This window comes from Rhodococcus sp. B50, from assembly GCF_013602415.1.
GTDB lineage: Bacteria > Actinomycetota > Actinomycetes > Mycobacteriales > Mycobacteriaceae > Rhodococcus.
In genome coordinates this window covers 3,154,197-3,176,387 of sequence record NZ_WPAG02000002.1, presented here as the reverse complement: position 1 = coordinate 3,176,387, position 22,191 = coordinate 3,154,197, and the positions used below count along the sequence as shown (strand labels likewise).

Annotated in this window: 20 protein-coding genes; 9 read left to right on the top strand and 11 right to left on the bottom strand. The window is 66.5% G+C overall.

Going from position 1 to position 22,191, the window contains the following annotated elements; translation table 11 throughout:
- Nucleotides 1-102: 102 nt before the first annotated feature.
- From GON09_RS14995 to GON09_RS14985, 3 genes are read right to left on the bottom strand one after another with little or no spacing between them, the layout of a single operon-like run.
- On the bottom strand, nucleotides 103-1,683 hold the full coding sequence (locus tag GON09_RS14995; protein WP_213932478.1) for an ABC transporter substrate-binding protein: 1,581 nt from the start codon (nucleotides 1,681-1,683) through the stop codon (nucleotides 103-105).
- A complete protein-coding gene (locus GON09_RS14990) occupies nucleotides 1,680-2,279 on the bottom strand; it encodes a nuclear transport factor 2 family protein (protein WP_213932477.1) in 600 nt (199 codons plus the stop codon). Before GON09_RS14990 ends, GON09_RS14995 begins: the two co-directional genes overlap by 4 nt.
- Nucleotides 2,276-3,109 (bottom strand): TauD/TfdA dioxygenase family protein, encoded by an 834-nt coding sequence (locus GON09_RS14985; protein ID WP_213932476.1) that lies wholly within the window; start codon nucleotides 3,107-3,109, stop codon nucleotides 2,276-2,278. The genes GON09_RS14990 and GON09_RS14985 overlap by 4 nt, the downstream gene beginning before the upstream one ends.
- 90 nt (nucleotides 3,110-3,199) lie before the next feature.
- Here GON09_RS14985 and GON09_RS14980 point away from each other — a divergent pair, with 90 nt between their 5' ends.
- Entirely contained in the window at nucleotides 3,200-4,117 is a 918-nt protein-coding gene (locus GON09_RS14980) for a TIGR03564 family F420-dependent LLM class oxidoreductase (RefSeq protein WP_213932475.1), read from the top strand.
- Between the two features lie 82 nt (nucleotides 4,118-4,199).
- Here the strand turns inward: GON09_RS14980 and ipdC are convergent, their stop codons facing one another.
- Genes ipdC through echA20 form a run of 4 tightly spaced genes read right to left on the bottom strand, consistent with a single transcriptional unit; the run spans nucleotide 4,200 to nucleotide 7,698 of the window.
- On the bottom strand, nucleotides 4,200-5,276 hold the full coding sequence (ipdC, locus tag GON09_RS14975) for a (3aS,4S,5R,7aS)-5-hydroxy-7a-methyl-1-oxo-octahydro-1H-indene-4-carboxyl-CoA dehydrogenase (RefSeq protein ID WP_213932474.1): 1,077 nt from the start codon (nucleotides 5,274-5,276) through the stop codon (nucleotides 4,200-4,202).
- Nucleotides 5,273-6,031 carry a cholesterol ring-cleaving hydrolase subunit IpdB gene (ipdB, locus tag GON09_RS14970; RefSeq protein WP_213932473.1) on the bottom strand — a complete coding sequence of 253 codons (759 nt, stop codon included), beginning with the start codon at nucleotides 6,029-6,031 and terminating at the stop codon, nucleotides 5,273-5,275. Before ipdB ends, ipdC begins: the two co-directional genes overlap by 4 nt.
- Nucleotides 6,028-6,906, bottom strand: a complete 879-nt coding sequence (locus GON09_RS14965) for a CoA transferase subunit A (RefSeq protein WP_213932472.1) — start codon at nucleotides 6,904-6,906, stop codon at nucleotides 6,028-6,030. Before GON09_RS14965 ends, ipdB begins: the two co-directional genes overlap by 4 nt.
- A gap of 30 nt (nucleotides 6,907-6,936) precedes the next feature.
- Nucleotides 6,937-7,698, bottom strand: coding sequence for a (7aS)-7a-methyl-1,5-dioxo-2,3,5,6,7,7a-hexahydro-1H-indene-carboxyl-CoA hydrolase (echA20, locus tag GON09_RS14960; protein ID WP_213932471.1), 762 nt, complete (start codon nucleotides 7,696-7,698; stop codon nucleotides 6,937-6,939).
- A 117-nt stretch (nucleotides 7,699-7,815) separates the two neighbouring features.
- Between echA20 and GON09_RS14955 the strand changes: the two genes are divergently transcribed.
- Complete coding sequence (locus GON09_RS14955; protein WP_213932470.1) at nucleotides 7,816-9,033, top strand: acetyl-CoA C-acetyltransferase; 1,218 nt, start codon at nucleotides 7,816-7,818, stop codon at nucleotides 9,031-9,033.
- Nucleotides 9,034-9,104: 71 nt separating this feature from the next.
- Here GON09_RS14955 and GON09_RS14950 read toward each other — a convergent pair whose 3' ends face one another.
- Nucleotides 9,105-10,784: a class I adenylate-forming enzyme family protein gene (locus GON09_RS14950; protein ID WP_213932469.1), complete on the bottom strand. Its 1,680-nt coding sequence runs from the start codon at nucleotides 10,782-10,784 to the stop codon at nucleotides 9,105-9,107.
- 237 nt (nucleotides 10,785-11,021) lie between these two features.
- Here GON09_RS14950 and GON09_RS14945 point away from each other — a divergent pair, with 237 nt between their 5' ends.
- The 5 genes from GON09_RS14945 to GON09_RS14925 all read left to right on the top strand — a co-directional run bounded on the left by GON09_RS14945 (nucleotide 11,022) and on the right by GON09_RS14925 (nucleotide 15,999).
- Nucleotides 11,022-11,831: a MaoC/PaaZ C-terminal domain-containing protein gene (locus GON09_RS14945; RefSeq protein WP_213932468.1), complete on the top strand. Its 810-nt coding sequence runs from the start codon at nucleotides 11,022-11,024 to the stop codon at nucleotides 11,829-11,831.
- 26 nt (nucleotides 11,832-11,857) lie between these two features.
- On the top strand, nucleotides 11,858-13,537 hold the full coding sequence (locus GON09_RS14940) for an AMP-binding protein (RefSeq protein ID WP_244865518.1): 1,680 nt from the start codon (nucleotides 11,858-11,860) through the stop codon (nucleotides 13,535-13,537).
- Nucleotides 13,538-13,685: 148 nt separating this feature from the next.
- Nucleotides 13,686-14,849 carry a Rieske 2Fe-2S domain-containing protein gene (locus tag GON09_RS14935; RefSeq protein ID WP_213932467.1) on the top strand — a complete coding sequence of 388 codons (1,164 nt, stop codon included), beginning with the start codon at nucleotides 13,686-13,688 and terminating at the stop codon, nucleotides 14,847-14,849.
- A gap of 11 nt (nucleotides 14,850-14,860) precedes the next feature.
- Complete coding sequence (locus GON09_RS14930) at nucleotides 14,861-15,130, top strand: hypothetical protein (RefSeq protein WP_244865517.1); 270 nt, start codon at nucleotides 14,861-14,863, stop codon at nucleotides 15,128-15,130.
- A gap of 65 nt (nucleotides 15,131-15,195) precedes the next feature.
- Nucleotides 15,196-15,999: an SDR family NAD(P)-dependent oxidoreductase gene (locus tag GON09_RS14925; RefSeq protein WP_213932466.1), complete on the top strand. Its 804-nt coding sequence runs from the start codon at nucleotides 15,196-15,198 to the stop codon at nucleotides 15,997-15,999.
- A gap of 166 nt (nucleotides 16,000-16,165) precedes the next feature.
- Here GON09_RS14925 and GON09_RS14920 read toward each other — a convergent pair whose 3' ends face one another.
- From GON09_RS14920 to GON09_RS14910, 3 genes are all read right to left on the bottom strand, one after another.
- Nucleotides 16,166-17,218, bottom strand: a complete 1,053-nt coding sequence (locus tag GON09_RS14920) for a ferredoxin--NADP reductase (RefSeq protein ID WP_213932465.1) — start codon at nucleotides 17,216-17,218, stop codon at nucleotides 16,166-16,168.
- Nucleotides 17,219-17,335: 117 nt separating this feature from the next.
- A complete protein-coding gene (locus GON09_RS14915; RefSeq protein WP_213934455.1) occupies nucleotides 17,336-18,682 on the bottom strand; it encodes an MFS transporter in 1,347 nt (448 codons plus the stop codon).
- Nucleotides 18,683-18,913: 231 nt separating this feature from the next.
- Entirely contained in the window at nucleotides 18,914-20,059 is a 1,146-nt protein-coding gene (locus tag GON09_RS14910) for an oxidoreductase (RefSeq protein ID WP_213932464.1), read from the bottom strand.
- Nucleotides 20,060-20,306: 247 nt separating this feature from the next.
- On the opposite strand from GON09_RS14910, the gene GON09_RS14905 reads away from it, so the two are divergent.
- Both GON09_RS14905 and GON09_RS14900 read left to right on the top strand, forming a co-directional pair.
- Complete coding sequence (locus GON09_RS14905; protein WP_213932463.1) at nucleotides 20,307-21,194, top strand: IclR family transcriptional regulator; 888 nt, start codon at nucleotides 20,307-20,309, stop codon at nucleotides 21,192-21,194.
- Nucleotides 21,195-21,299: 105 nt separating this feature from the next.
- The gene (locus tag GON09_RS14900) at nucleotides 21,300-22,166 is read left to right on the top strand and encodes an alpha/beta fold hydrolase (protein WP_213932462.1); all 867 of its coding nucleotides are present in this window, start codon (nucleotides 21,300-21,302) and stop codon (nucleotides 22,164-22,166) included.
- Nucleotides 22,167-22,191: the final 25 nt, after the last annotated feature.

The window sequence follows — 22,191 nt, the reverse complement described above, 5'->3', positions numbered from 1 at the left end:
GGGTCGACGGATTCGTCAACGACCGGACCGGCGGATCGGGACCGACGTTGTTGTCGTTCGTCGGTGAAAGATCGACAACAACGCCGGACTCGATTGCGTGGGCTATCCGGACTCGGTCGACCACAGTTCTTCCGGCAGGGGAGAACCCAACGCGTACATGCGGACTCCGTGGATGTCGGAACTGTGGATCACCGAGGGCGCCGCGCGCACGTACCAGATGCCGACGTCGAGATCGGAAAGTCGCTGTTGGACCGTCGTGTAGGCCTCGACCCGCTCGTCCGGTGAGGTCGCCAGCCGGCCGGACTCGAGGGCGGCGTCCAGCGCGGGGTCGGCGATACCTGCAACATTTCCCGACGACGCAGAATGGAACTGGTGCCACAGCGTGGTGTGCGGTTCCTGTACATCGGCCGACCAGATGGTCGCGTCGAAATCCCGTGCTGCGTACCGCGGCATGAAGGCCGCATAGTCGAGTACTTCGACCTTGACGTCGACGTTGTCGTAGGCGCCGAGTTGCGCCTGAACCGTCTCTGCCACCGTTCGGATCTCGACGAGAGATGTGGCCAGGAATGTGAACTCCACCGGCTTACCCTCGGAAGCGAGTTCGTCGAACAGCCGCTGTGCCTCGGCGGGATCGTGTCGTTGCAGCGGTATGTCCGCGAAGAACGGCGACGACTCCTGGAACAACGTACCCGGCACTTCGCCGTTTCCTTCGAAGACCGCGTTGTTGATGTCGTCGAGTTGCACCGCGGCGGCCACAGCCTTTCGCGCTCTGACGTCGTCGAACGGTGCTCGCCGCGCGTTGAGGGCGATGTACTGCCCACCGCCTTCCGGGACGATCTGCGTCGGGAACCCCGCCTGCTCCGCCCGTGTCAGCGCCGACCAACTCGACTCCGCGACCAGATCCACTGCGCCACTGGCAAGCACATTCGTGCGTTGGTTGACGTCGCTGACGGTGACCAACGTGATGCGGTCCAGGTACGGTCGCGGTGAGTCCCAATAGTTCGGGTTCCGTTCGAGTTCCATGCGATCCTGGCGTGCCCATTCGGTCAGGACGAAGGGGCCCGCACCGATCGGTTCGGCATTGAACGCTTCCGGGCCCTTCGCGAGGGCGGTGGGGGAGGCGATCCAATTCAGTGAACTCGAGGTGATCGCATGAGCGAAGTGGGGATTCGGCGAGCGCATGGTGATCTGCAGGGTGGCGTCGTCCACTACTTCGGTCGATGCGATCTGCGACGCCTGCGCGAGCGCATTCGATGCGACGGCCGGGTCGCGGTGCCGATTCCAGTTGAACGCCACTGCCTCCGCGTCGAGCGGCGTTCCGTCCGAGAATACGAGATCCGGCCGGAGGGTCAACGTGAACGTGGCACCACCGTCTGCGGTCGAGAAGTCCGTGGCAAGTTTGTGTTCCACCTCGAGTGTCGCCGGGTCGTCGACCATCAGTGTTCCGAACACAGCGTTGCCCAGCATCGCCTGTCCGACCCAGTTGTTGGCGAGGACCGCCGGGTCGAGCGTGACGGGCTCGCGAACCTGGACGATCCGCGCGGATCCGCCGAGTACCGGATCACCGGCGGACTCGTTCGCCGAGGCGGCAGCGCCCGCACCGGAACCTCCGCAGGCAGTGATGAGGAACAGTGTCGAACAGAGCGCGAGGAGCGCGGGGTACGACGATCTCCGTCGACTCATAGGGGTCCTTCCTGTGACCCGGGAACCGAGTCGCTCGCCTGTGCCCACCGGGCGGGTGCGGGAGTCTCCGCGCACAAGGGGCGGCGATAGGACAGGTCGTCGGTGTCCCGCGTGCCGTTGGCGAAGCCCTGACGAAGGAAATACGGCGACGTCAGGATCGACGCGTCGGCCGCCGCGCTCCATTCCACCGTGGACCTCCGGACGGCGATCCGCCACGTGCCGTCGCGCTTCTCGAGCCGGTCGATGTACCGCCCGCTCATCAGCTGGACCGTGCGCGCGTCCGGTCCGAGCAGACCGACGAGCACGTAGCTCTCGCAGTGGGCCGTGTCACCGTCGATCTCGCAGAGATGAGTGGTGACATTGTGGGTGTGTGCTCGTGAGGTGGCGGCGTGCACGGTGTTCGCCCACTGCGCGTAGTCCGGACCGCTGTTGACGGTCGTGCCGTGCTCGTCGATCCCGTCGTCGTGGTAAGTGCTGCAGAGCAGGTCGGCGTCGTGCCGATCACACCCGCGGGCGTGTGCGGCGATGCAGTCGAGGATGGCGGTGCGGTCGAGGAGGTACCGGACATCGCGTTGCAGGTCGGCGAGATCGCTCATGCGACTGCTTCCTCGCCGGCGAGGGTGGTCCGGTGCATCAGCCGTGGAGATGTGGGGGCGTAGGGGACTGCGCGATGCAGCATGCCGGTGTTGTCCCACAGCACCAGATCACCCGGGCGCCAGTGGTGCCGGAGCGAGAAGCGCGGTTGGGTCGACCAGGCGAGCAGCCTGCCGATGAGGCGCCGTCCCTTCTCTTCCGGCCGGCCGACCACGTGGGACGCAGTCGCTCCGATCAACAGCGACTTGCGACCGTTGCGCCTGGTCCACACGAGCGGATGCTCGCGGTCGGGGACCGTCGCCCAGGCTGCTTCCTGCTTGTCGGTCGGATCCGGGTTGGCGAGCCGCTGTGCGGTCGCGAAGCTGTGGACGACACGAAGATTCTCGAACTCGGCCTTGTCCCGGTCGGACAGTGCCTCGTACGACGCATAGGTGTTCGCGAACTCGGTGTCCCCACCTTCGTCCGACACCTCCAGAGCGGTGAGAAGGGTTCCCTTCTGCGGGATCTCGTCTGTGGCGCCGTCGATATGCCAGTGGAAGGTGCCCTGGTTGTATGCGGCGAGGACGGTCTTGGTCGGGTCGAGGCTGATGGCGGAGACCTCGGGATGGTCTTCCTGGCCACCCATGCGGGGGACGACGACCTCGCCGAGCATCCGGCTCAACGTCACGAGGTCGGCATCGTCGATGCCGGTCTCGCGGAAGACGACGACACCGTATTCGTCGATGAGTTCACGGCAGCGTTCGGCCGCGCGCGGATCGGTCAGGGAGCGTCCGTCGACGCCGGAGATCTCGACGCCGATCTCCGCGGAGATCGACTGGGTATCGGCAAACACAGTGGTCTCCTCCGCTGGGAATTAACACTCTCGTTTCAGGAGAGTACTGTTCTCGACAACAAATGTGAACGGGTGTGGCGGAGGTGCATCATGCGTATCGGACTCACGGGCGGCGCGTCGTCCACGAACAAGATCGTGAAACAGGTGCAGAAGGCGGAGGCGGACGGTTTCACGTCGCTGTGGTTCGCGAGCACTGTGGCGGGAGATCCGCTGACGGCTCTTGCGGTTGCCGGTCGCGAAACCCGGTCGATCGAACTCGGCACTGCCGTGCTCCAGACCTACCCGTGCCACCCGCTGCTCCAGGCGAACCGGGTGGCGTCGGTAGCCGAGGCGATGGGTCGGCCGGGTTTCACGCTCGGGCTGGGGCCGTCGCACGAGAGTCTGGTCCGGGACGTCTACGGACTGTCGTACGACACTCCGGGGCAGAACACCGAGGAATACATCCGGATCGTCGCCGCACTCCTGCGCGGTGAGGAGGTCGACTTCAGAGGCGAGGCGTGGTCCACCCGGAGTGCGGGCCGGATGGTCGCCGTCGCACATGAGGTGCCGGTCCTGCTGTCCGCCATGTCGCCGCGGATGCTGCGGGTCGCAGGGCAGTACGCAGACGGGACGGTCCTGTGGATGGCGGCACCGAAGGTGATCGAATCGCGGATCTCACCCGCAATCCGGTCGGCTGCCGAACGCGCCGGCCGACCGGCGCCGCGCATCGTGGCGGGACTGCCCGTCGCAGTCCACGACGATCCGGATGCGGCGCGTGACGCGGTCGCCGCGACCGCGACGTCCTACGCGGGGATGCCCAGCTATCGACGGGTCCTGGAGGAAGGGGGCGCAAGCACCCCGGCGGACATTGCGATCGTCGGCGACGAGGAGTCGGTGCGCCGGCAACTGCAGGGACTGCTCGACGCGGGCGCTACCGACATCTGGGCCGCGATCTTCCCCGTCGGCGACGATGCGCGAGCGTCGGTTCACCGCACGAGAACGCTCCTGAGCGCTCTCACTGCCGAATAACTGCCGCCGGAACGAACGAGACCGGTGTCGTTGTCGATTCCCTCGAAAGTTTCGACAACAACACCGGTCTCGAATCCGGTTGTTATACGGACGGTTCCGTATGACGGAGAGCCGCGAGAGCGTCGATGCGTTCGACGGCCTCGGCGACGATACGGTCGATCAACTCCTGGCAGCTCGGCAGGTCGTCGAGCATGCCGACGACCTGACCGGAGGCGAGCACACCGGCTTCGGTGTTGCCTTCCACCAGACCGGCCTTGAGGAGCATCGGGGTGTTGGCGGCCATGATGATCTGCTGCCAGGTGCGGTCGCTCGCCTTCTTCATGGCGAGGCCGTCCTTGACGATGGTCGACCATTTCATGCCCGTCATCGACTTGAACTTCGCCGCGTTCCGCGCGGCCGCGACCAGCCCCTTGGCGTAACTCGACTTCTCGAGACTGTTCACCAGATCGGTGTTGAGCACCCGGTGCGGCATGCCGTCGACCTTGAGCGAGACCGTCGTGTCCTGGAGGCCACGCGCGAGGTACTGCTGCTTCACGGAATCGGGCACCGCGCTGTCGCTGGTGAGCAGGAAGCGCGTTCCCATGGCGACACCCGCTGCACCGTAGGACAGTGCGGCCGCGAGCCCGCGACCGTCGAAGAAGCCACCGGCGGCGACCACCGGGATGTCGACGGCGTCCAGCACGCTCGGGAGCAGCAGGGTGGTCGCGACCGGACCGGTGTGGCCACCGCCCTCACCGCCCTGCACGATCACCGCGTCGGCCCCCCACGAAGCGACCTTCACGGCGTGCTTCGCCGCTCCGATCGACGGGATCACGACGATGCCGTGGTCCTTGAGCTTGGCGATCAGCTCCTTCTTCGGTGCGAGGGCGAACGACGCGACCTTCACCTTCTCGCGGATCAGCAGGTCGATGCGCTCGCCCGCGTCGGAAGCGTCGGCGCGCATGTTGACACCGAACGGCTTGTCGGTGAGCGACTTCGTCTTCGTCACTGCCGCTTCGAGTTCGGGATAGGTCATCGTTGCCGACGCGAGGATACCGAGGCCACCGGCGTTCGAGGTCGCGGCTGTCAGCCGCGGACCGGACACCCAGCCCATGCCGGTCTGGACGACGGGATGTTCGATGCCCACGAGCTCCGTCAGTGCTGTGCGCAAGGTGCTCACAGCGCAACCTCACGGTCGCGGAGTCCCCTGGGGTCGATGACCTCTCGGATCAGGCGCAGTTCCTCGGCGGTGGGCTCGCGGGTCACGTCGGCCTCGTCGAGACCGGTGACCTCGAAGGAGGTGTTCTCGGCGACGGTCGCGGCCTCGACACCGGGGTGCAGCGAGAGTGCGCGGAAGGTGTGGCCGGGGCCGCCGAAGTCGAAGACACCGAGGTTGGTGACGACCCGCGGGATGTTCAGGAAGCGGAACGCCGGGTTCTCGGGATCGACCTTGTCGTATCCGACACCGGAGACGATGTCGACCGTGTCCACGAACACGCGCGACGAGTGCTTGCCGACCCAGTAGCTGGTCGCGTGGTTGATGGTGTTGCCGGGAGCGCCGCGCACACCGAACATCTGACGTGTCGGCTGCTGGAGCGGACCGAAGGCCGACAGGTTCTGGTTGCCGTAGCGGTCGATCTGGTTGGCGCCCATCACCACGTGGCGGCGACCCGACGCGACGACGTCGAACACCTTGCGGAACGGCATCCAGCCTTCGATCGGCGCTTTCGCTCCGAGGGCCGGAACGTCGGCGAGGATGAGTGCTTCTCCGTCGGTGATCAGCAGGTCGGGCTCGGTGGTGAGCTTGGCCAGCCGCGCCCCGATCTGCGGCAGCGTCGCCATCGGGCTCGCCATGATCTCGCCGGCACCGGAGAAGATGTCGGCGCATGCGATCGCGCAGTACTCGGCGCGGGTCACGGTCTCGGTGGTGGTCATGACTGCTCCTGTGCGAACTTCTGGACTGCGGCCTGGTAGTCGTCCTCGCTGCCCGAGAGGAAGCGGTCGACGAATGCCTTCCAGGACTCGGGGTCCTTGGCGGACTCGGCGTAGTGGCGCTGGAACTTCTCGTCGCGACCGTAGCTGTCGCCGGCGAGGGTGAAGTGCGCCCCGTTCGGCGCTTCGACGATCCCGTCGACCATCATGCGATTGAGCAGGAGCTGCTGCAGCGGAACCTCTTTCACGAGCTGCTCGGTCTCGACGATCTTCTCGACGGAGACGTAGCGCCGTTCGGCTGCCATGCAGTAGAGGTCGTCGAAGTACGGGTCGACACCCTGGTAGCCGGCGTTGCCGTGCTTGTCGCCGATGTTGAGATGCACGAACGCCGCATCGAGGTTCAGCGCCGGCATGGCGATGAGGGTCTCCGTGCCGGCCGGTCCGGGATACGGCGACGTGACGGTTTTCAGTTCGCCCTCCCAGAAGTCGACGACGGCCGAGCCCAGGCCTGCGCGGATGGGCAGGAACGGCAAACGTGCGGCGGCGGCTTCCAGGCCGCACTTGATCATGCCCTCGTCCATCTCGCGGGCGACGATCTCGCCGTTCGTCCGGGCCTTGGCGAACCACGGGTCGTAGAACGGTGCCGAATCGAGCGACACGAACCCGTAGTACGCCTTCTTCACCTTGCCCGCCGAGCACAGCAGACCCAGATCGGGGCCGCCGTAGGTGACGACCGTCAGATCCTCGACATCCGAGCGGAGGATCGCTCGGACGAGGGCCATAGGCTTGCGGCGCGACCCCCAGCCACCGAGGCCGATGGTCATTCCGCTGCGCAGCTCGCCGACCACGTCGTCGAGCGACATTCTCTTGTCACGCATGGTGTTCCGAACTCCTGGTGGTGTGAGGCGTCAGCTGTTGCTGCGCGGTTTTCCGGTTGCGACGAACTCGTCGCGGTGCTCGTCGGCGATGCCGGCGAGATTCAGTTCGAAGGTGAACCCCTGCTCGAGGCGGTAGCTCGTCTTGACGTCGACGGGGTCGATGCGGTTGATGGCTTCCTTCGCGCGCCGGATGACGCGGGTGTCCTTCGCGGCGATCGTCTCGGCGATCTCGCGTGCGACAGCGTCGAGTTCGTTGCGCGGGACGACCTTGTACACCGAACCGAAGTGCTCGAGCTGCTGCGCGGTGACGTTCTGCGCCGTGTAGTACAGGGTGCGCATCATGTGCTGGGGGACGAGGCGCGCGAGATGGGTTGCGGCTCCGAGTGCGCCGCGGTCCACCTCGGGCAGGCCGAAGACGGCGTCGTCGGAGGCGACGATGACGTCCGCGTTGCCGACGAGGCCGATGCCCCCACCGACGCAGAAGCCGTTGACGGCGACGATCACCGGTACTTCGCAGTCGTAGACCGCGGCGAACGCGGCGGCGCAACCGTGGTTGGCGGCGATGAGGGCGTCGTAGCCCTCCGTGGCCTGCATTTCCTTGATGTCCACACCTGCGTTGAAGCCTCTGCCTTCGGCGCGCAGGATCACCGCGTGGGTGTCGAGGCTGCGCCCGGCCGTGGTGACGGCCTCGGCCAGGTCGAACCAGGCCTGTGAGGGGAGAGCGTTCACGGGCGGGAAGTCGACGGTGACCGTGGTGATACCGGCGCTGTCGGAGGTCGAGGTGATGCCCATGGCATGTTCCTAACGTCTGTACCGAACCAAGCGATTGCTTGGTAAGTTAGCACAGGATAGCCGCTGGACCCAGAGGGTCGTAAGGTCGCAGTACGACCGGAACATCGAGGAGAGAAGATGCCCGAAGCAGTAATCGTGTCCGCAGTACGGTCGCCGATCGGGCGAGCACGCAAGGGCTCGCTCGCGTCGATCCGTCCGGACGACCTGGCGACCCAGATGGTCGCCGCGGCGCTCGCGAAGGTCCCCGACCTCGATCCCACCGAGATCGACGACCTCATGCTCGGCTGTGGACAGCCCGCAGGTCAGTCCGGCTTCAACATCGCCCGCGTGGTCGCGGTGCAGCTCGGCTACGACTTCCTTCCCGGGGTGACGGTCAACCGGTACTGCTCGTCGTCGCTGCAGACCACGCGCATGGCGCTGCACGCCATCAAAGCCGGTGAAGGCGACGTGTTCGTCTCCGCCGGTGTCGAATCGGTGTCGAGCTTCGTGACCGGCAATGCCGACGGTCTGCCCGACACCAAGAACCCGTTGTTCGACGACGCCCAGGCGCGCAGTGCGAAGCTCGCCGAAGGCGGAGTGCCGTGGACCGACCCGCGAACAGAGGGTCTCCTGCCCGATGTCTACCTCGGGATGGGGCAGACCGCCGAGAACGTCGCGTCCCACACCGGGATCTCCCGCGAGGACCAGGACCGCTGGGGCGTGCGCTCGCACAATCGGGCCGAGGAGGCCATCAAGAGCGGCTTCTTCGAACGGGAGATCACCCCGGTGACCCTCGCCGACGGCACGGTCGTCAGCACCGACGACGGTCCGCGACCGGGCACCACCTACGAGGCGGTCAGCCAGTTGAAGCCGGTCTTCCGTCCCGACGGGACCGTGACCGCCGGCAACGCGTGCCCGCTCAACGACGGTGCCGCCGCTCTGGTGATCATGTCCGACACGAAGGCGAAGGAACTCGGGCTCACCCCGCTGGCGCGCATCGTCTCCACCGGTGTCTCGGGCCTGTCGCCGGAGATCATGGGCCTCGGACCCATCGATGCGACTCGCAAGGCCCTCGCGAATGCGAACATGGGCATCGACGACATCGACCTGTTCGAGATCAACGAGGCGTTCGCCGTGCAGGTGCTCGGTTCGGCCCGCGAACTGGGGATCGACGAGGACAAGCTCAATGTCGCCGGTGGCGCGATCGCCCTCGGTCATCCCTTCGGTATGACCGGTGCTCGCATCACCACGACGCTCATCAACAACCTGCGCACCCACGACAAGCAGTTCGGTGTCGAGACGATGTGCGTCGGCGGCGGTCAGGGCATGGCGATGGTGCTCGAGCGGTTGAGCTGAGCACACCCCGTTCGGGTGGACCGGGCTCCGGTCCGGTCCACCCGGTGGCGGGCGTGGGAGGCGGCGTGCGGCTACCAGGGGCCGGACGTGTCGCGCCAGCCCTTGCGGATGATCTTCCCGGTCGCGTTGCGTGGCAGCAGTTCACGGGTCAGTGTCCACTGTGTGGGCACTTTGAAATACGCGAGCTTCTCGGAGACGAAGGTCGTCAGTTCCTCGGCGGTGACCGAACGGCCCTCGACGAGCACCACCACCGCCGCGACCTCCTGCCCCCACTCCTGATGGGGTGCGCCGGTCACCATGCACTCGCGGACCGCCGGGTGTTGCGCCAGTACGCCTTCGACCTCCGAGGGATAGACGTTCTCGCCGTTCTGCTCGATGAGATCGGCCCGCCGGCCCACCAGCCGCAACCGGCCGTTCTCGACGACGCCGAAATCACCCGTGCGCAACCAACGGTCGGGAGTGATCGCCGCGGCCGTCGCGGCCTCGTCGTCCCAATAACCCAACATGACGAACGGGCTGCGCACGCACACCTCGCCCACGTGACCGTCGGGGAGCCAGGCGCCCGTCCGATCCCGGATCTCCAGGCTCACCGTGATGATCGGCGCGCCCACCGTGCCGGGATACCGTTCGAGTTCCGCGGCGGACGCCACGGCGATCGAGGTACTGCACTCGGTGATGGTGTAGCTGTCGACCATGGCGTGCTTGCCGAACGGAAGGCGTTCGCGCAGTCGTTGTTTGAACTCCGGCGTCGACGGCTCCGAGGACAACGTGAAGCGGTTCAGGGATGTCAGGTCGTAACGATCCAGATCCTCGTCCTCGAGCATCCGCGCCGCCATCGACGGCACGGCCATCCAGTGGGTGACCTGCTCCGCCTCGATGAGCTCGAGCACCGGGCGCACCCCGAACCATCCCTGGTTCATCACCACGGCGCTGCCGGTGGCCAGACGCGGAACGATCGTGTTGTGCAGGCTCGTGATGTGGAACAGCGACGACGTCAGCAGGTATCGCGAATCCGACGGCACCGACCGGTCGTAGGCCGCTCCGGTCCAGATCGTCGCGATCGCGTCGAGGTACCGGTGGTAGTCGACCACCGCCAGCAGATTCCGCTGCGAGTGCAGCGCACCCTTCGGGTCGCCACTCGTGCCGGAGGTGTACAGGAGGACGGCCGGATCGTCCTCGGCGATCCTCGGGGGCGGCGGTTGTGCGCCGTCGAATTCGGCGATCAGACGCGGCAGGTCCTCCTCGATCGACAGCACCACCGTCTCCGTGCGATCGATGCCGGCCACGGCCGCAACGCGCGGACCGTCGACGAACACCACGCGGGGCCGCGAATGGCGGATACCGAACTCGAGTTCCGGCTGCACCCACCACGCGTTCAGGCCCACCGCGATCGCACCGAGGGCCTGCGTCGCCCAGAACGCGGTGACCCACTCGGGTCTGTTCGCCGACAGGATCGCGACCCGGTCGCCCACGCCCACCCCGTACCGCTCGTGAAGCCCGGCGGCGAGGGCATAGGACATGCGGGCATTCTGGGCGAAGGTGATCCGCTGATCGGTGGTGACGAGGTACTCGCGGTCGCCCCACACGAGGGATTGCGACAGCAGGTCGGCGACGGCAAGGTCGCGTTTGCGCATGACGGGCATCTCGGTGCCCAGGACTTCCTGCATGACGATCTCGAACTCGCCGCCCGGACCCGTGAGCCGGGAGACCAGCTGGTCGAGGAAATGGGAGGGATCGGACGGGATGGTCATCGCGCGTCTCCCACCGTTGCCCCTGCGCGCTTCACGAACGTCCCTCCTCCGACGAGTGCGTCTCGCCAGAATCTCACGACCCGTCATCCAGGTTTCGAATGTACCGGTGAGTGAGACGAGCGGTGACGGGCACCGTCGGGCTCTTTAGCCTTCGACCTGGGCGTCTGTAGGCAACCGAGGTCCTGTGTCCGTGGGACCGCGGCCCGGCGCCGTACCCGAGAGAGGACATCCGATCCCATGACCGCAACGACGGTGTCGCCCGCGCAGTGGCGCGGCCACGACCTGGGCACCCGCACGATCGGCTACGACGAACGGGACGCGATCCTGTACGCGCTCGCCGTGGGTGCCTCTGCCACCGATCTCGACCTCGTGTTCGAGGAGCAGCTACGGGTGCTGCCGACGTTCGCCCTCACACTGGCCCAGTGGGCACCCGATGCGCTCGGCGCACTCGGTGCATTCGACACGAGCACCGCACTGCACGGCTCCCAGAGCCTCGAGGTTCTCGCTCCGTTGCCCCGGTCGGGGGAGATCATGATGTCGGCGCGTGTCGGGGAGGTCTGGGACAAGGGTCGCGCGGCGGTCTTCGAGGTCGTCGTAGAGAGCGCCTTCTTCGTGGCGACCTGGTCGTTGTTCGCACCGGGAGCGGGCGGCTTCGGTGGTGAGCGTGGACCGTCGGCACCGGCTGCACCGGAAGGGCAGGCGGACGTGGTCGGCACGCTCGCCACGCACGCCGACCAGGCCGCGCTCTACCGTCTCACCGGCGACCGGCACCATATCCACATCGATCCCGCTGCGGCTGCCCGTATCGGTCAACCGCGCCCCATCCTGCACGGACTGTGCACGCTCGCGGCCGCGACCCTGCCGCTGGCGGACATGCTCGGAGTCCACCCCGCCGACCTGACGACGCTGTTCGGACGGTTCGCGGCCCCCGTCTTCCCCGGTCACACCGCACAGGTACGTGCCTGGGGTGACGCGACGGACGCCCGGTTCGACGTCGTCACCGACGCCGGGGCCGTCCTGTCCGGTGGCCGCGCCGCATTCGCCTGATCCGCACAACTGTCTGGAGGAAAGAGTTGGACACGTTCGCCGAAGTAGTGCGCGCTCGTCACGGTGACCCGAAGGTGGGTCTGCGTTTCGAGGACCGGCAGTGGACCTGGGGGGAGGTCGTGCAGGAGAGTGCGGATCGTGCCGCCGCGCTCGTCGCGGCCGTGCCTGTTCCCGCAGATCGGCAGCGCCACATCGGGGTGCTGCTCGAGAACGTCCCGGACTTCGTCTTCTGGATCGGTGCCGGCGCGATGGCCGGTGCGGCCGTCGTGGGCATCAACGCCAGCCGCAGTGGCCCGGAGATCGCCCGCGACATCGAGCACGCGGACATCGACCTGGTCGTCACCGAATCCCGCCTCGCCCACCTGCTCGAGGGCACCGGCCACGGATTGCCGGCCGACCGCATCCTCGACATCGACGACGATCGTTACGAGGAGTTCCTCGCGCCCTTCCGCGGCGCGGATCTGCCGGACACGATCCCGTCCGCCGACGACATCGCGCTGTTGTTGTTCAGTTCCGGTTCCACCGGGGCCCCCAAGGCCGTGATCGTCGGCCAGGGCCGACTCGCGCGGCTCCTCGGCCCTCTCACCGAACGTGTTCGCATGCGCGAGGATTCGGTCGCCTATCTGTGCATGCCGCTCTTCCACGGCAATGCGCTGATGCTCAACCTCGGTACGGCCATGCGGGCCGGCGCGACCGTCTGCCTCATCCGGAAGTTCTCCGCGAGCCGGTTCTCGGAGGACATCCACCGCTACGGCGCCACCTTCGTCAACTATGTGGGACGCGCCCTGTCGTACGTCCTGAGCCGGCCGGAGGACCCGCGCGACCGCACGAGCACCCTGGAACTGGCATTCGGCACCGAGGCGTCGGAAGCCGACGTCGCCCGCTTCTCCGAACGCTTCGGATGCACGGTTGTCGAAGGCTACGGAATGAGTGAAGGCGTCTTCCGCATCAACCGCACCCCCGACACCCCGCCCGGGTCGCTCGGCGTCGCGGTCGGCGGGGTCGACGTCCGCATCCTCGACGAGGCCACCGGCCAGGAGTGCCCCCGCGCGCGGTTCGACGAGTCGGGGCGTCTCCTCAACAGCGACGCCGTCGGCCAGATCGTCGCGTGCGGTACCGCGCACACCTTCGAGGGCTACTACAAGAACCCGGAGGCGATGGCCGACCGCATCAAGGGCGACGACTTCTGGTCGGGGGATCTCGGATACCGCGACGAGAACGACTTCTTCTACTTCGCCGGCCGGTCGTCGGACTGGCTGCGTGTGGACAGCGAGAACTTCTCCGCGACCCCCGTCGAACGGATCGTCCTCCGAGCACCGGGCATCCTGTCGGCAGCCGTCTTTGCCGTACCCGATCCCACGACCGGCGACCAGGTCATGTGCGCCGTCGAACTCGAGTCCGGCGCGGAGTTCGATCCGGTGACGTTCGGGACGTTCCTCGCCGAGCAACCCGACATGGGCGACAAGTGGTGGCCGCGGTTCGTGCGGGTCACCGACGGGATCCCACTCACGGGAAGCAACAAGGTGAACAAGGCGCCGCTGCGAGCGGTCGCGTGGAACACCACCGACCCGGTCTACGTGCGCGTCGGACGGACGCCCGAGTACGTCCTGCTCGACGACGAGATGCGCGCTCGCATCGAACAGGAATTCGTCGCCAGCGGCCGGGCGGCGCTGTTGCCGACCGCCGAGCCCGCCTCGGTCGCATGACCGCGGCGGAAGGTCTCGACCAGTGAGATGTCCCCACCTGGGGTGATGCCGATCACCTAGCGTTCGGTCGTATCGCGACGGAACGCCCGGCGGACTCCGCCGCCGGATATTCCCCAAGCTTTCCTGCCTCCCGAAAGGACGGACGACCGTGAGCCTCGGCACTTCCGAACAATCCGAAATCCGTGAGATCGTCGCCGGGTCGGCTCCTGCCCGCTTCGCCCGAGGCTGGCACTGCCTCGGTCTGTCGAAGGACTTCAAGGACGGCAAGCCGCACTCCGTCCATGCCTTCGGTACAAAGCTCGTAGTGTGGGCCGACAGCAACGACGAGATCAGGATTCTCGACGCGTACTGCCGGCACATGGGTGGCGATCTCAGCCAGGGCACCGTCAAGGGTGACGAGATCGCGTGCCCGTTCCACGATTGGCGCTGGGGTGGCAACGGCCGCTGCAAGAACATCCCGTACGCGCGGCGCGTCCCTCCGATCGCGAAGACCCGCGCATGGCACACCCTCGACCAGGACGGCATGCTCTTCGTGTGGCACGACCCCCAGGGGAACCCACCGCCGGCCGACGTGACCATCCCGCGCATCGAAGGCGCGACGAGTGACGAGTGGACCGACTGGGTCTGGTACACCACCGAGGTCGACACCAACTGCCGCGAGATCATCGACAACATCGTCGACATGGCGCACTTCTTCTACGTGCACTACTCCTTCCCGGTCTACTTCAAGAACGTCTTCGAAGGTCACGTGGCCAGCCAGTTCATGCGGGGCCAGGCCCGCGAGGATACCCGTCCGAATACGGAGGGGCAGCCGAAGATGCTCGGAAGCAGTTCCGATGCAAGCTATTTCGGACCGTCTTTCATGATCGACGATCTCGTCTACAAGTACGAGGGATACGACGTCGAGTCGGTCCTGATCAACTGCCACTATCCGGTGTCGCAGGACAAGTTCGTCCTGATGTACGGCATGATCGTCAAGAAGTCCGACCGCCTCGAAGGCGAGAAGGCGCTGCAGACCGCGCAGCAGTTCGGGAACTTCATTGCGAAGGGCTTCGAGCAGGACATCGAGATCTGGCGGAACAAGACTCGCATCGACAACCCGCTCCTGTGCGAGGAGGACGGTCCCGTCTACCAGCTGCGTCGCTGGTACGAGCAGTTCTACGTCGACGTCGAGAACGTCACGCCGGAAATGACCGATCGCTTCGAATTCGAGATGGACACCACTCGTCCGGTGGCCGCGTGGATGAAGGAAGTCGAGGAGAACCTCGCTCGTAAGGCCGACTCCGCGGAGCAGTCCGCCACCACGGGCTAGGAGCGACGATCATGCAGAACCGGATGGAACCGTTGCGGTGCGGCGAATGTGCCGCGCAGGTGCTGGTCCAGAAGAACAGCTGGGAGCACACGTCCATCCAGTGGAACGCCGACGCACGCCGTCGTTGTCCTGTCGTACAGGAGGACGGCGGACGTGACGGCCGTCCCGGTGCACCCCGGATGTCGTGCTCACATCTCGACGCAGCGATCGCCCGAGCGGCCACCGCAGGTGTCATCGAGGTCTTCGACGACACTCCGGTCCGAGCTCCCATCGTGCAATGACATTCGTGTAGTGACATTCGCGCAGTGACACCGCAAGCTTCCCACTACTTCTCGAAGGACCAACGATGACCGAAACCCTCGACCTCGACCGCTCGCACTACGGCCCGTGGGCCGTCATCGCCGGCGGATCGGAAGGCGTCGGCGCGGCATTCGCCGACGAATTGAGCCGCGCGGGTTTCGATCTCGTGCTCATCGCGCGCAAACCCGGCCCGCTCGAGGAGACCGCGGACAAGGCCCGCAGCAACGGGGTGCAGGTGCGCACCCTCGCACTCGACCTGCTCGACGACGACGCCGTCGAGGAGATCCGCAAGGCGACCGAGGACATCGAGGTCGGCCTGTTCATCTTCAACGCCGGGGCGAACAGCTACGGCCACGAGTTCGTCACCGGCGATCTCGACGGCTTCCGCGGTGTCATAGAACTCAACGTCCACCGGCAGATCGAGCTGTCGCATCTGTTCGGCGGACCGATGAAGGAGCGCGGACGTGGCGGCATCATGCTGCTCGGCTCGCTCTCCGGGTACATGGGCGCCGAACATCAGAGCATCTACGCGGCGTCGAAGGCGTTCAGCCGCGTCTTCGCCGAGAGCCTGTGGCTCGAGCTCGCGCCGCACGGTGTGCACGTGGTCGAACTCGTGCTCGGTGTCACCCGCACGCCGGCGATGGTGCGCGCGGGTCTGAACTTCGACATCCCCGGGATGCTCGTCGCCGAACCGGAAGACGTCGCGCGTGAGGGCCTCGAGCACCTCCAGGACGGCCCGGTGTGGGTGGCCGGAGGAAACTACGAAGCCGCCGTCAAGCGCAGCGGCTTCCCTCGCAACAAGCTCGTCGAAGGTGCAGCCGCAGCGATGCGAGCTCTTCTGAACCGCTGATCCGCAGCGGATCCCCCTACTCGTCCCCGGATGCCGTACGGCACCCGGGGACGCCCCATTTCACGACCCTTCGCTCACGGCATCCCCGCCCGGCACGATCCTGTCCGGACGAAAGAAGGCCCCGTACCGCGGACGCGGTACGGGGCCTTCTGCTCGATTCGTCGGCTCAGAAGTCGATGCGCACGTTCTTGCTCTTGGGCCTGGCCTGGCACGCGAGGACGTAACCGTTGGCGATGTCCTCCTCGTCGAGGATCGCGGACGGCGGGGTGTCCACCTCGCCTTCGAGGACGGTGCACGCGCACGACCCGCACTCGCCCTCCCGGCACGAGTAGGGCACGTCGAGGCCTTTCGACAGCATGATGTCCACCAGGGTGGCGCTGCGGGGCCACACGAGCTCGTGTTCCTCACCGTCGAGTTGTACTGTCGCCGAGGTCGCGTCGGCATCCGACTCGTCGATCTCGACGGCCGGGACGTCGGCGAACGGATCGCCGGACAACGAGGTGAAGACCTCTGCGTGGATCCGGTCCTTCGGCACGCCGGCCAGGAGCAGTCCTTCGCGGACCGTGTCCATGAAGGGGCCGGGTCCGCACATGTACGCGCGGTGATCGGTGAAGGAGGAGATCAGCGTCGCGAGTTGCTGTGGGGACGGCAGGCCCTGCACGCTCTCGAGCCAGTGGACGACGGTGAGAGCATCGGCGTGCCGGGCGGCGAGCTCACGGAGTTCCTCGGCGAAGATGACGGATTTCTCGTCACGATTGCCGTAGACCACCACCACATTGCGGTTTCCACTGTGCAGTGCCGACTTGAGGATCGACATGACGGGGGTGATTCCGCTTCCGCCGGCGAACAGTACGAGTTTCTCGGTGAGGTCGACCGGGGTGAAGACTCCTGCGGGAGGCAGCACCTCCATGCTCTGGCCCGCGGTGATGTTGTCGCACAGCCAGTTCGATCCGTACCCGTCCGCGGTGCGTTTGACCGTGACCTTGAGCGGTTCGTCGGCGTGCGGTGAACTCGCCAGGGAGTAGCACCGCGCCACGGAACCCGTCCGGTCGCTCGGAATGCGCAGCGTCAGAAACTGGCCGGGTTTGTAGGTGAAGTCCGCTCGACGATCGGCAGGTACGTCGAACACCAGTGAAACGGCGTCGGTGGTCTCCCGGACGACTGCACTGACGGTCAGCACAGCAGAACGTGAACTGACCGGTGCCTGGACGGCTGTCATCGGAGCGGTTCCCTTCGATACAACAACTTCTCGATCGGACCACGGTAGAACGCCACCCGACCGAAAGCGCGTCTCCTCCCGGTAATCGGGACACCGGGAGGAGACGCGCTTTCCGGATCAGGCCGCGCGGGGCGCACGCGGGATCAGCAGCGTGATCCCGATGGTCACCACGGACAGGACGATGAGCATGACGCCGACCATGTTGATTCCGGCAAGTGGGGTTGCCGCGAAGGCGAGCAGCATGGTCGCGATCGAAGTACCGACACCCTGACCGGCGGTGCGCAGCACGGCGTTCGTGCCGGTCGTCTCGCTCGTGTTGTGCTCGGGTACGGATTCGACGATCAGGTTCGGGATCGCCGTGTAGGCGAAGGCGGTGGCGACCGAGACCACCACGACCATCGCGGTCATCGCGATCACCGAGTGGTGCGCGGTGAGCATGACGACGGTGCCGACGATGAACAGACCTGTGCCGAGCAACATCGACACTCGTGAACCCACTGCGGCGGAGATCCGTCCGCTCAGCGGTGTGCACACGAATCCGAACAGGGAGCCGATGAACGACAGCCAGCCCGCGTGTGTCGCGCTGAGACCGAGGCCGAAGTCGCCGGTCGACGGTGTCTGCATGATGATCGGGATGATCATGGTGATCACACCCAGCGGTCCTGCCGCGATCGCCACGGTGGCCAGCATCGTGAGGGAGAACTTGCGATCGGTGAACAGGCGCACGTTGATGATGGGGGAGGGGATCCGCAGTTCCCAGCGCACGAACAGGACCAACGCGACGGTGCCACCGAGGATCAGGCCGAGGGTGCGTGCATCGGACCAGCCCCACGCCTGGGACTTGTTGACGCCGAGCAGAATCGCGGCGACCGCACCCGCGAAGGCGACGGCTCCGAGATAGTCGATCTTCTGGGAGGTGCCGGTCGGCCGGCTCCAGGGCAGGACGAACCACACCAGCAGCAGGGCGAAGATCGCGTACACGGCGGCCACGACGAAGATCATGTGCCAGCTGGCGTTGTCGATCAGCAGGCCGGCGACGAGCAGCGACGCGGACCCCGCGGCCACGGCCGAACCGGAGATCAGCGCGACTGCAACAGGAACACGATCTGCGGGAAGGTGCTCGCGTGCCAAGCCGATACACAGCGGCAGGATCGCGCCGGCCACACCTTGGATCGCGCGACCGATGATGATGCTGGTGAGGCTGTCACCGACGGCACTGACGATCGATCCCAGCGCCGCGACGGCGAGAAGGACCATGAGGATCCGTTCGCGGCCGTACATATCGCCGAGCCGGCCGCAGACGGCAGCGGAGGCGGCGGAGACGAGGAGGAACGCCGTCACCGCCCATCCGACCGTCGATGCGTTGCTGTCGAATTCGGTGATCAGGGTCGGGATCGCAGCGAACATCATCGATGTTTCGAACGCGCTGATGATCTCGACGGCGATCAGGACCGATACGATCACCCATACCGGCTTCTTCCGGTCGAATCGGCCACGCCCCTTCGGGATTGCGGATTCCGATGGGGAGAGTTCGTTCGCGTAGGACGTCACGGCACATTCCAGACTCTCGGCGGCCCGATCACGGGCCGCAGTTCCTGACCCCAGAAAAGGGAGTGGTTCGGATCACTTTCTAGGGCAGGTGAGAGTCGTCTCGCCGCGCACTCTCGCTGAGCGAGACCACGTCCGACGCGCAGATCAGATCAATGCGGCCTCGTGTACCGTGCGATCGAACTCGGGCAACTCGGCGCCTTCACGAAGGATCGTCGCGAGGGACGGGTCTGCGAGGTGCAGGCGTCCGATGGCGATGAGGTCGAACTCGTCCTCGCCGAGACGTCGCTCGAGTTCGGGAACGTTGTTGCGCACGGGCGCGCTTCCCTGCATGCGGCTCTCGCGCAACGACGTCGCGATACCGACGCTGCCCACCGCCATCGACAGGGCGCCGGTGACCTTCTTCGCCCATCCGGCGAGCGTCAGATCGCTTCCCTCGAAGGCCGGGATGTCGAAGCGGCGGATGCTCGCGTCGAACACGTCGACGCCGGCTTCCTTCAAGGGGGTGAGGACGGCCTTCAGTTCGTCCGGGGTGTGGGCGATCCGCGCTTCGTAGTTCTGCTGCTTGTGCTGCGAGAACCGGTAGAAGATCGGTAGTTCGGTGCCGATCCGGGAGCGGATGGCTGCCACGACCGCCGCAGGGAAGCGCGTACGGCGCTCGATATCGCCGCCCCACTCGTCGTCGCGGAGGTTGGTGCCTTCCCACAGGAATGCGTCGAGCAGGTAGCCGTGCCCTCCGTGCAGTGCGATGCCGTCGAAACCGACCTCCGCAGCGTCGGCGGCGGCGTGCGCGTATGCCGAGATCACCTGCTCGATGTCCTCGGTCGTCATCGCCCGGGTGGGTGCGGATGCTCGCGTGACGTAATCCTCGCCGTAGGAGGTCACACCCGGCTCTCCCCAGATCCCGGACGGGCGCATGGGGGTGAGTGCGGGATCGACGTCGGCGGTCATCGCACCCCACAGGGGGCCGACGTGCCAGAGCTGAGGGACGATGCGTCCACCCTCGGCATGGATCGCATCGACGACACGGCTCCAGCCTTCGAGGGCGGCAGCGCCGTACATGTGGGGTACGCGCGGATTGTCGACTGCTGTCGGGTGATCGATGGCAACACCCTCGGTGATGATCAGTGCCGTGCCGCCGGCTGCACGGCGCCGGTAGTACTCGACGACGTCGGGGCCGGGGACGCCGCCGGGCGAATGGGACCGGGTCATCGGCGACATCACGATGCGGTTCCGGAGCTCGAGGGAGCGCACCGTCAGGGGGCGGAAGAGGGGGGACTCGGTATCCGGCATCGTGGTCTCGACTCTTTCGGCTCGGGCGGGTGACGGGTGCGGGCGGATTCGATCCGCATCCGAGTTGTACCCAGGGTCGGGCGGAGGGGGCAGGCGTCTCCTGCTCAGTGAGATACGCCGTCCGGTACCGAGCGTGTTCGCAGAGAATTGTGCAATAGGTCACTGCCCTAGTACTCTGAGCGGTACCCACAAGAATGAATTTCAGTTTTCGCCGGTGGGTGATCGGTTCTTCGGAGAAAGGGTGGCGATGTCCCCGTCGCAACATGAGCAGGTATCCCGAGCGCCGAAGCGCGAACTGCCCGCTTCGATGGTCGAACGTATGACCCTGATCCTCGACGCTTTCGATGATCTCTCCTCGCGACTCACCCTCGAGGAGGTCGCCTGTCGTACACAGCTTCCGCGGTCGACCGTCCATCGCATCCTCGACCAGATGGTGCGGCTCGATTGGATCGACCACGCGTCGTTCGGCTACTGCCTCGGACGTCGCGCCAAGGCCATGGGCGACGGCGACAACGGGCACATCCGTATCCGGGAGGCGGCGGCGCCGCACCTTCACGAACTGCACATGACCACAGGCATGGTCGCGCACCTGTCCGTACTCGACGGAGGCGACTGCGTCTACCTCGACAAGATCGGCGGTCAACTCGCCGCGGCGCTGCCGTCGCGTGTCGGTGGACGCTCACCCGCCTACGCGACCGCCGGAGGCAAGGCGCTGCTCGCCGGTCTCGAACCGGAACAGGTCGATGCCCTCTACGGCGGACCGGCACTGCCGCCTCGCACCGAGCGGACCATCACCGACCTGTCCACTCTGCACCTCGAACTCAACCGCATCCGCCGCCGTCACGGCCTCGCCTTCGAGACGGGCGAGGCCACGGCCGGCATGTCCTGCGTCGGCGCCGCGATCCGCAGCCCCGCGTCGCCGGTCGCCGCGATCTCACTGTGCGGCCCCACCCGCCCCGGCCACCTCGAACGCATCGCACCCCTGGTCGCCGATGCGGTCCGCACGATCTCGCGCACCCTCTATCCCGAACTCGACGCCCCTCGGCGCAACCGGGCCGCGCGAACGTCCGAGGCATCGTGGTCGCCGCAGGTCATGGAGCGGATGCTCGCCACGCAGTCGAACGGCTGGATCTGACGTCCTGAATCGAGGGCATCACGCCGCGGCTCTCGGCGGAGGAAACATCCCGGTGATCGGGAGCGTCCGAGCGACGTGAGGTGTATCACTGGGAACCTCGGCGTCATGACGACGGAATTGAGTTTCGAGAACACGGCGAGAGAACTCGCGACCGACCGCGGCACGCTCCGCTACCACGAAGCCGGTCAGGGAGAACCACTCCTGCTGCTCCACGGCTCCGGGCCGGGCGTCACCGGCTGGCGGAACTACCGCGGTGTGCTCGCCGACCTCGCGGAGCACTATCGGTGCCTCGTCCTGGAGTTCCCCGGCTTCGGCGTGAGCGACCCGTGCGAAGGACACCCGATGGCCATGGCGTCGGTCGCGGTGACCGACTTCCTCGACGGACTCGGCCTCGACCGCGTCTCGATCATCGGCAACTCGATGGGGGGGATCGTCGGGACGCAGTTCGCGATCGCGCAGCCCGAGCGTGTGAAGAAGCTCGTCAGCATCGGAGGGGCGGGACGCTCGGTGTTCGCGCCCGCACCCGGTGAAGGCATCCGGTTGCTCATGGAGTTCACGGACGACCCGACCCGCGAGAAGCTCGTCCGCTGGCTGCGCTCGATGGTCTACGACCCGGCGATCGTGACCGAGGAACTCATCGAGGAGAGGTGGGCGCTCGCCACCGAGCCGAAGACCCTCGAGATCGCCCGGCGTATGTACAGCACTGCGGCATTCGCCGCATCCGCGAAGGCAGCTGCCGCCTCCGACGCCACCCCCTACTGGGCGCAGCTCCACAAGATCACCGCACCGACCCTGCTCACCTGGGGACGTGACGACCGGGTCAGCCCCGTCGACATGGCGATGCTCCCCATGCGCGAACTGCGCCGGGGTGAACTGCACGTGTTCCCCAACTGCGGGCACTGGACCATGATCGAAGCCCGCGACGCGTGGCTGTCGGCCGTCCTCGCATTCCTGAACCGGCAGGACGCCTAGACGACCGGGTGCCGGGACGCCGTCC

What these genes read in the sequence shown, in the direction of transcription:
- GON09_RS14995 (WP_213932478.1), bottom strand. Translation starts at nt 1,683, where the DNA reads ATGAGTCGACGGAGATCGTCGTACCCCGCGCTCCTCGCGCTCTGTTCG.
- GON09_RS14990 (WP_213932477.1), bottom strand. Translation starts at nt 2,279, where the DNA reads ATGAGCGATCTCGCCGACCTGCAACGCGATGTCCGGTACCTCCTCGAC.
- GON09_RS14980 (WP_213932475.1), top strand. Translation starts at nt 3,200, where the DNA reads ATGCGTATCGGACTCACGGGCGGCGCGTCGTCCACGAACAAGATCGTG.
- ipdB (WP_213932473.1), bottom strand. Translation starts at nt 6,031, where the DNA reads ATGACCACCACCGAGACCGTGACCCGCGCCGAGTACTGCGCGATCGCA.
- GON09_RS14965 (WP_213932472.1), bottom strand. Translation starts at nt 6,906, where the DNA reads ATGCGTGACAAGAGAATGTCGCTCGACGACGTGGTCGGCGAGCTGCGC.
- echA20 (WP_213932471.1), bottom strand. Translation starts at nt 7,698, where the DNA reads ATGGGCATCACCTCGACCTCCGACAGCGCCGGTATCACCACGGTCACC.
- GON09_RS14955 (WP_213932470.1), top strand. Translation starts at nt 7,816, where the DNA reads ATGCCCGAAGCAGTAATCGTGTCCGCAGTACGGTCGCCGATCGGGCGA.
- GON09_RS14950 (WP_213932469.1), bottom strand. Translation starts at nt 10,784, where the DNA reads ATGACCATCCCGTCCGATCCCTCCCATTTCCTCGACCAGCTGGTCTCC.
- GON09_RS14945 (WP_213932468.1), top strand. Translation starts at nt 11,022, where the DNA reads ATGACCGCAACGACGGTGTCGCCCGCGCAGTGGCGCGGCCACGACCTG.
- GON09_RS14930 (WP_244865517.1), top strand. Translation starts at nt 14,861, where the DNA reads ATGCAGAACCGGATGGAACCGTTGCGGTGCGGCGAATGTGCCGCGCAG.
- GON09_RS14925 (WP_213932466.1), top strand. Translation starts at nt 15,196, where the DNA reads ATGACCGAAACCCTCGACCTCGACCGCTCGCACTACGGCCCGTGGGCC.
- GON09_RS14920 (WP_213932465.1), bottom strand. Translation starts at nt 17,218, where the DNA reads ATGACAGCCGTCCAGGCACCGGTCAGTTCACGTTCTGCTGTGCTGACC.
- GON09_RS14910 (WP_213932464.1), bottom strand. Translation starts at nt 20,059, where the DNA reads ATGCCGGATACCGAGTCCCCCCTCTTCCGCCCCCTGACGGTGCGCTCC.
- GON09_RS14905 (WP_213932463.1), top strand. Translation starts at nt 20,307, where the DNA reads ATGTCCCCGTCGCAACATGAGCAGGTATCCCGAGCGCCGAAGCGCGAA.
- GON09_RS14900 (WP_213932462.1), top strand. Translation starts at nt 21,300, where the DNA reads ATGACGACGGAATTGAGTTTCGAGAACACGGCGAGAGAACTCGCGACC.